Raw genomic sequence first — 618 nt, forward strand, 5'->3', positions numbered from 1 at the left:
CGGGTGCAGGCGTGGGTCGTCGGGCCCGGTCTCGAGGCGGGAGACGACTCGGACGACGGCCAGGCGCAGGTGCGGGCGGCCCGGTGGGCGCTGGCCTCGGGCCGTCCCTGCCTCGTCGACGCGGGGGGCCTCGACCTGTTCGAGGAGGCAGACCTGCCGCTGCCGTCCCCCGCACTGCTCACGCCGCACGCGGGCGAGCTCGCTCGCCTCGTCAGCCGCCTCGGTGACCAGGGCGAGGTGAGCCGGGAGGAGGTGGCCGCCGCGCCGCTGCGGTATGCCCGTCAGGTGGCCGACCGCACCGGCGCGACCGTGCTGCTGAAGGGATCGACCACCCTGGTGGTGCCGCCGACGTCCTCAGGGCTCCCGGTGCGGTCGCAGTGCGACGCCCCGCCCTGGCTGGCGACCGCGGGGGCCGGTGACGTCCTGGCCGGGCTCGCCGGGACCCTCCTCGCATCCGGCCTCGACCTGCTGGACACGGGATCTCTTGCCGCCCTGGTGCACGGGCTGGCGGGGGCGGCGGCCCGTCCGGGAGGACCGGTCCGCGCCACGGGCGTGGCACACGCCATACCCGCTGTCGTGGCGGACCTGCTGCGGCGCTGACGGCTCCGATCGGCTGGC

At 77.2% G+C, this 618-nt stretch carries 1 protein-coding gene; it reads left to right on the forward strand.

Translation table 11 applies throughout. From position 1 onward, the window contains the following. Nucleotides 1-600, forward strand: a 600-nt coding sequence (locus tag FRW57_RS22580) for an ADP-dependent NAD(P)H-hydrate dehydratase (RefSeq protein ID WP_162529495.1), incomplete at its 5' end; no start/stop codon positions are given. Nucleotides 601-618 lie beyond the last annotated feature (18 nt).

This window comes from Segeticoccus rhizosphaerae (assembly GCF_009192725.1).
GTDB classification, from domain to species: Bacteria; Actinomycetota; Actinomycetes; order Actinomycetales; family Dermatophilaceae; genus Segeticoccus; species Segeticoccus rhizosphaerae.